Source organism: Microbacterium sp. zg.Y909, from assembly GCF_024626565.1.
This window is the reverse complement of record NZ_JANJFJ010000271.1, coordinates 1-5,985: the sequence shown is the minus strand read 5'-3', so window position 1 is coordinate 5,985 and position 5,985 is coordinate 1. Positions and strand designations below refer to the sequence as shown.

7 protein-coding genes are annotated in these 5,985 nt (G+C 73.8%); 3 read left to right on the top strand and 4 right to left on the bottom strand.

All coding sequences use genetic code 11. From position 1 onward, the window contains the following. Positions 1 to 299, top strand: a 299-nt coding sequence (locus NQ160_RS16825; RefSeq protein WP_257516312.1) for a DUF2867 domain-containing protein, incomplete at its 5' end; no start/stop codon positions are given. Positions 300 to 353: 54 nt separating this feature from the next. Here the strand turns inward: NQ160_RS16825 and NQ160_RS24910 are convergent. Next, a complete protein-coding gene (locus tag NQ160_RS24910; RefSeq protein ID WP_257516311.1) occupies positions 354 to 629 on the bottom strand; it encodes a DUF6457 domain-containing protein in 276 nt (91 codons plus the stop codon). A gap of 108 nt (positions 630 to 737) precedes the next feature. Between NQ160_RS24910 and NQ160_RS16815 the strand changes: the two genes are divergently transcribed. Both NQ160_RS16815 and NQ160_RS16810 read left to right on the top strand, forming a co-directional pair. Beyond that, positions 738 to 1,334: a GNAT family N-acetyltransferase gene (locus NQ160_RS16815; RefSeq protein ID WP_257516310.1), complete on the top strand. Its 597-nt coding sequence runs from the start codon at positions 738 to 740 to the stop codon at positions 1,332 to 1,334. An 86-nt stretch (positions 1,335 to 1,420) separates the two neighbouring features. Beyond that, positions 1,421 to 2,275 carry a DUF4190 domain-containing protein gene (locus NQ160_RS16810; protein ID WP_257516309.1) on the top strand — a complete coding sequence of 285 codons (855 nt, stop codon included), beginning with the start codon at positions 1,421 to 1,423 and terminating at the stop codon, positions 2,273 to 2,275. Positions 2,276 to 2,282: 7 nt separating this feature from the next. Here the strand turns inward: NQ160_RS16810 and cydC are convergent, their stop codons facing one another. From cydC to NQ160_RS16795, 3 genes are all read right to left on the bottom strand, one after another. Further along, positions 2,283 to 3,974 carry a thiol reductant ABC exporter subunit CydC gene (gene cydC / locus NQ160_RS16805; protein WP_257516308.1) on the bottom strand — a complete coding sequence of 564 codons (1,692 nt, stop codon included), beginning with the start codon at positions 3,972 to 3,974 and terminating at the stop codon, positions 2,283 to 2,285. Beyond that, the gene (cydD, locus tag NQ160_RS16800) at positions 3,971 to 5,674 is read right to left on the bottom strand and encodes a thiol reductant ABC exporter subunit CydD (protein ID WP_257516307.1); all 1,704 of its coding nucleotides are present in this window, start codon (positions 5,672 to 5,674) and stop codon (positions 3,971 to 3,973) included. The genes cydC and cydD overlap by 4 nt, the downstream gene beginning before the upstream one ends. A 105-nt stretch (positions 5,675 to 5,779) precedes the next feature. Continuing rightward, positions 5,780 to 5,985 (bottom strand): cytochrome d ubiquinol oxidase subunit II (locus NQ160_RS16795; protein WP_257516306.1); only part of this gene is annotated, 206 nt, incomplete at its 5' end.

Here is a 5,985-nt window from a genome sequence, read left to right as displayed (position 1 = left end):
CGGGCGACGTCATCGACTTCTGGCGGGTGGAGACGGTCGAGGAGGGCAGCATGCTGCGCCTTCGCGCCGAGATGAAGGTGCCGGGAAGGGCGTGGCTCGAGCTGCGGGCGACCGAGGCCGATGGCGGTTCGCGCTACGACCAGCGCGCAGTGTTCTTTCCGCGGGGGCTGGCGGGACGGCTGTACTGGCTCGCGGTGCTGCCCTTCCACGGCTTCGTCTTCCGGGGCATGGCCAACCGCATCACGGCCACTGCCGAGGCCGAGTCAGCGGGGCGGGGACAGGTTGCGGGCGCCCTCTGACGGCCTTGGCGCCCCGGGCGATCGCCTGGCGCCGGGGCCGGCGGACCCGCCCGGTCAGGACGCCGTGCGATGGGCGCACGCCTCGGCGAACGCCGTGATCGCCTCGACCGCCCCCCGCGTGTCCGCGGGTGTGCCGCCCGCCCGTCCGGCCACCAAGCCCGCCACGAAGGCGCTGAGCGGCGCGGCCTGAGCCGAGGCCGCGGCGGTCGTGTCGTCGGCGAGGTCGAGCAGCAGCGCGACGGGTATGTCGTCGGCGACGAGGTCGAAGCGCTCGCAGAGAGCTTTCGCCCACTCGTTCGCAGCGTCGGTCGGAAGGATGCGATCGCTCACGACGTGACCTCCTCGGCGGCTCGGCGGCGAGCCATGGGTGTGATCCTCGCACGCGTCGGCGCGCGTGTGGCGCCCATCGTCGAATCCACGCCGTGCCAGGATGATCCCGTGACCACGATCCGCCCCTACCGCCGCGGCGACGAGGCTGCGCTCGCCGAGATCTGCCTGCGCACGGCGGATGCCGGCGCGGATGCCACCGGCGTCTTCGCCGACGACGACCTCTGGGCCGAGGTGTTCGTGCTGCCGTACGTCGCGCGGCATCCGGAGTTCGCCTTCGTCGTCGAGACCGACGACGGACGCGTCGTCGGATACGCCGTCGCGACCCCTGACACCCGCCGGTTCGAGGACTGGTTCGCCACCGAGTGGTGGCCGCAGTTCGCCGAGCGGTGGCCGCGGCCCCAGACCGAGCTGACCCGGCAGGATGGCACGCTCCTCTACGCCTATGGCCGTCGGGCGGGGGCGGAGCCGTATGGCGACACCCACCCCGCCCACCTGCACATCGATCTGCTCCCCGAGGTGCAGGGGCAGGGGTGGGGGCGCCGATTGATCGACACGGTCGTCGCGGCGCTGCAGGCCGAGGGAGTACGCGGGCTGCATCTGGTCGCCTCCGCCGAAAACGCCGGGGCGCTGGCGTTCTACGACCGCCTCGGGTTCACCCGCATGCCGTCGCACGAGGGAGTGCAGGCGTTCAGCCGCGACCTCTGACGATCGAGGCGATGCCGGCGATGGGGAGAAGTCCCCATCGCGCCCCCCGGCTCGACGATGATGCACTGGATGCCAGGAGGAACGCGATGACCGCCGCCACTGTGCGCCCCACTGAAGAGTGGAACTCCGCGGATGCCTGGGCGGCACTGCACCACGCCGAGACCTCGCCTCACGACCTCGCGTCGATCGCGGGTGCCTTTCCGCACTACGCCGAGCAGATAGCCCGACATCCCCGGGCCTATCCGGCCCTCATCGAATGGGCCGGGGTCGTCGCCGTGGGGCGGCGCACGACGCCGGGCGGGCGCGATTCGACCAGTGCCGGGACCACCGACGTTCTTGCGGCGGGACGCCGCGAGTCCGGCGCGCATCCGCTGGCCTTCTCGGGCGACGCCGACGCGTGGCGCGCGGCGGTGGCCGCGGGTGCCGCACTCACGCAGGGCGCAGAGCGGCCGGTGGGGGTGCGCGTGGATCGCGCCTCCGAACGCGTCCGGTGGACGCCCGGCGCCCCGGCCGAGTCCTTCGCGCCCGTCGCGGCCGTCGCCGACCCGGCCGCGTCGCCCTGGTGGGCCGACGTCACACCGCGGGCGGCCCCCGCGCTCCCTGCCTCCATCGCCCTCGCTTCCCCATCTGCGATGTCCTCATCGCACGATGAGCCCGCATCGGCGGCGGACGCCGCGGCGGGTCCTGCCACGGCATCCCCGGCCGTGGGCGGCGATCAGCCAACGGGCGCGGTCAACGGCAAGGCGCTGCTCGGGTTCGTGTTCGCCTTCGTGCTGGCGCCGCTGGGCATTGTGTTCGCCCACCTGGCGCTGCGAGAGATCGGCCGCACCGGCGAGGCCGGGCGTGGCTACGCGCGCGCGGGCATCGCAATCGGGTACACGGTCGTCACGCTGATCGCGGTCGCCGCCGGCATCGCGCTGTCGGTCGTGCTGTCCGGCTGAGGCCCCGTCACCACGCCCGGCCCGCGTCGAGCCGCACCGTGCGGTCGACGAGCCCTTCGGGCACCTCCACGTGCGAGATGAGCACCACGGCCTGGTCGGGAGAAACCGCCTGCAGCAGGTCGGTGAGGAGCGCGTCGGATGCCGCGGGGTCCACGCCCGCGGTGGGTTCGTCGAGCACGAGCACCGGGAAGCCGTGAAGCAGGGCGCGCGCCAGTGCGATGCGCTGTGCCTGGCCCCCGGAGACGAGCGCGCCGCGCTCGCCGACGCGGGCGTCGAGGCCGCCGCGCTCTGCCAACCACGGGCCGAGGCCCACGCGGGAGAGCACTGCGGTCAGCTCATCGTCGGTCGCGGTGTCGCGGGCGAAGAGCAGGTTCTGCCGGATGTCCTCGTCGAAGAGCATCGGCTGCTGCTCGCACAGGCCAACGGTCAGGCGCACGTCGTCCGGCGACAGATCGCGCACCGAGCGGCCCCCGATGTCGTAGGTGCCGGTGCAATCGAGGAAGCGCACGAGCACGTGGGCAAGGGTCGTCTTGCCGGCGCCGCTGGATCCGACGACCAGGACGCGCTCGCCCGGGCGCACGTCGAGGTCGACGCCGCTGAGGGACGGCGTCGCCGCGTCCGGCCACGTGGCCGAGACGTCGCGCAGCCGCAGCCCCTCGCCGAGGGCGGGCGCCTCGCCGGTCGCGGGCGGCGCATCGCGGACGAGTCCGGCGGGAATGTCGGCGGGCACGGATTCGGCGATGCGCTCCGCCGAGGCGTGCACCTGCCGCCAGGCAGCTGCGGCCAGCGGCACGGCGCCGAACACCTCGAACACGGCCATCGGCACGAGCACTGCCACCGCCAGCGCGGGGCCGCCGAGGGCGGCGGCATCCGGAGCCGTCACGGCGACCGCCAGGAGCGACGCCGCCCCCGCGAGCAGCGAGACGATGGCGGTCGTCGCCGCCTGGGCGCCGGCGCGGCGGACCACCGCGCCGCGGACGGCCGCGTCGGCCTCGGCGATGCGGGCGCGGCTCTCGGCCTCGGCGCCGTAGGCCAGCAGCACGTCGAGGCTTCCCAGGTGGTCGGTCACGGCGTCGGCCAGCCGGGCGCGCAACGGGGCGATGGCGCGTTCGGCGCGCCCGCCCGCGGCCCATCCCCAGAGCGTCGCGACCAGTGCGGCCACGATGAGGCAGGCCAGCAGGGTGAGGGCGGCGGGCCAGGACACGAATGCCACGAAGACGACGGCCGAGAGGGCCACGACAGCCGAGGCGACGAGTGGCTCCACCACGCGCAGCGGCAGGTTCTGCAACTCGTCGACGTCGTCGACGAGCGCTCCCAGCACCGAGCCGCGCCGCGTGCGGGTGAGCCCATCGGGGGCGAGGGGGATGAGGCGACGCACCAGCGCGGTGCGGGTGGTGGCGAGCTGGCGCAGCGCCGCGTCGTGCGAAGTGAGCCGTTCCAGGTAGCGGAAGGCCGCGCGCGAGAGCGCGAAGGCGCGCACCCCCACGACAGCGGCGGTGAGGTACATCACTGCGGGCTGCTCGCTGGCGCGGACGATGAGCCAGGCGCTGACGGCGAGGAGGGCCACCGCCGACGCCTCGGTGGCGAATCCCGATGCGGCCGCGCGCCAGAAGCGGCGGGCGGGCGGCATCGCGCCACGCAGCACGTCTGCGGCGGTGACGGGAGCGGCGGGCGGGGTCGCGGTCGTCGTCGTGGTCATGCCGGCACCTCCGCCGTCTGCAGGCGCACGACGCGGTCGGCGTAGGCCCGGGCGGTGGTGCGGTGCGAGATCAGCAGCACGGTGGCCCCGGCATCGGCGAGCCCTCGCAGGTTCTGCCACAGCACATCCTCGGTCTGCGCGTCCAGGGCCGCGCTCGGCTCGTCGAGGGCGAGCACGGATGCCGCACCGGAGAGGTACCGGTGGATCGCGCGCGCCACGGCGACCCGCTGCGCCTGCCCACCCGACAGTCCCGCTCCCTGTACGCCGAGCTCCCGCGCCGGATCGATGTCGACGGCGCCGGCCAGCGTGAGTGCCCGCGCCACCGTCGCGGGGTCGGGGGAGGGGGCGCCCAGTGCGACGTTGTCGGCGACCGTCCCCGAGATGAGGCCGGGGTGCTGGCCCGCCCACGCCATCCAGCGGTCAGGACGCAGGCCGGTGAGGGCGACACCGCCGAGCGTCGCCTCGCCGTCGAATTCGGCCGCGCCGCGGAGCGCCGCGAAGACGCTGGATTTTCCGGCGCCGCTCGGTCCTTCCAGCAGCACGAGCTCGCCGGCATCCGCCCGCAGATCCACGGGTGCAAGCGAGCGGTCGCCGTAGCGCACGCGCAGGTCGCGCAGCACGAGTGGACCGGATGCCGCACCGTCGGCCTCTGCAGCGGGTTCGGCTCCCGTCGGGCCCGCGGCCCCCGGCCGGTCAGCGCGGCGGGCGGCAGCCTCATCGAGCACCGCGAAGACGTCGTCGGTGGCGGAAACACCCTCGGCGGCGGCGTGGAACTGCACGCCCACCTGGCGCAGCGGCAGGTATGCCTCCGGCGCGAGCAGCAGCACGAAGAGGCCCACGAGCAGCGCCAGTTCGCCCTCGAGCAGGCGGAACCCGATGGACACCGCGATGATCGCCACCGACAGGCTGGCCAGCAGCTCCAGGGCGAACCCGGAGAGGAACGACACGCGCAGCACCCGCATGGTCTGGTCGCGGTAGCGCTCGGTGATGCGCTGGATCGACGCCACGGCGCGGTGCTGCCGGCCGAACACGGTGAGCGTCGACAGCCCCCGCACTGTGTCGGCGAAGCGGGCGGCCAGCTGCCGCAGGGTCTGCCACTGCTTGTCCTGCACCGCGCGGGTGGCCAGGCCGATGAGGATCATGAAGAAGGGGATGAGCGGAATGGTCAGCACCACCGTGAGGCCGGAGATCCAGTCCATCCACCACATCACGGCGATGATGAGCGGCGTCGCGATGGCCGTCTGCGCCAGCTGCGGAAGGTAGCGGGCGAAGTAGGCGTCGAGGGCGTCGAGGCCGCGCCCGGCGGTCAGGGCGAGGTGAGCCGAGTTGTGGCGGGCGAGCCAGCCGGGGCCGAGTTCGCCGACCGCCTCGACGAGGTTCGCGCGCAGCTGCGCCTGCACGCGCGCCGAGGCGCGGGCGGCGACCGTCTCACGCACCCACAGCAGCGCGGCGCGCAGGACGATGACCCCCGCGAGCGAGGTGAGGATGCCGGAGAGCTCGCCCCATGGCATCCCCTCGATCGCCCCGACGATCGCGCGGGTGAGCAGCCACGCGAAGGCGACGATGACGAGGGTCTGCGCGAGTCCGATCGCCGCGATCGCCGCGAAGAACGATCGCGACGCGCGCGTGTACTTCAGCAGCCGGGGGTCGAGGGGGCGGCCGCCGACGCGCGGTGGTGCGTCCGCGTCCTGCGAAGCCATGTATCGATCCTCCCACGCATGCCGCGCCCGGGCGGCGTGCCGATGACAACGGTCCGCCCCGGTCCGGCGCGCGAATCGCGCGGCGTGGGACCGGGGCGGCCGGGTTCAGTGGACTGCTGTGGCAGCCTTCTCGATCTCGGAGCGGGTGATCCGCTTGCGGAACACCCAGTAGGTCCAGCCCTGGTACAGCAGCACCAGCGGCAGGAAGATGACCGCGGCCCACGTCATGATCGTGAGCGTGTAGTCCGTGCTCGAAGCGTTCTCGATCGTCAGGTTGAACGCCGGGTCGATCGTCGACGGCATGACGTTGG

What these genes read in the sequence shown, in the direction of transcription:
- cydC (WP_257516308.1), bottom strand. Translation starts at nt 3,974, where the DNA reads ATGACCACGACGACGACCGCGACCCCGCCCGCCGCTCCCGTCACCGCC.
- NQ160_RS16810 (WP_257516309.1), top strand. Translation starts at nt 1,421, where the DNA reads ATGACCGCCGCCACTGTGCGCCCCACTGAAGAGTGGAACTCCGCGGAT.
- cydD (WP_257516307.1), bottom strand. Translation starts at nt 5,674, where the DNA reads ATGGCTTCGCAGGACGCGGACGCACCACCGCGCGTCGGCGGCCGCCCC.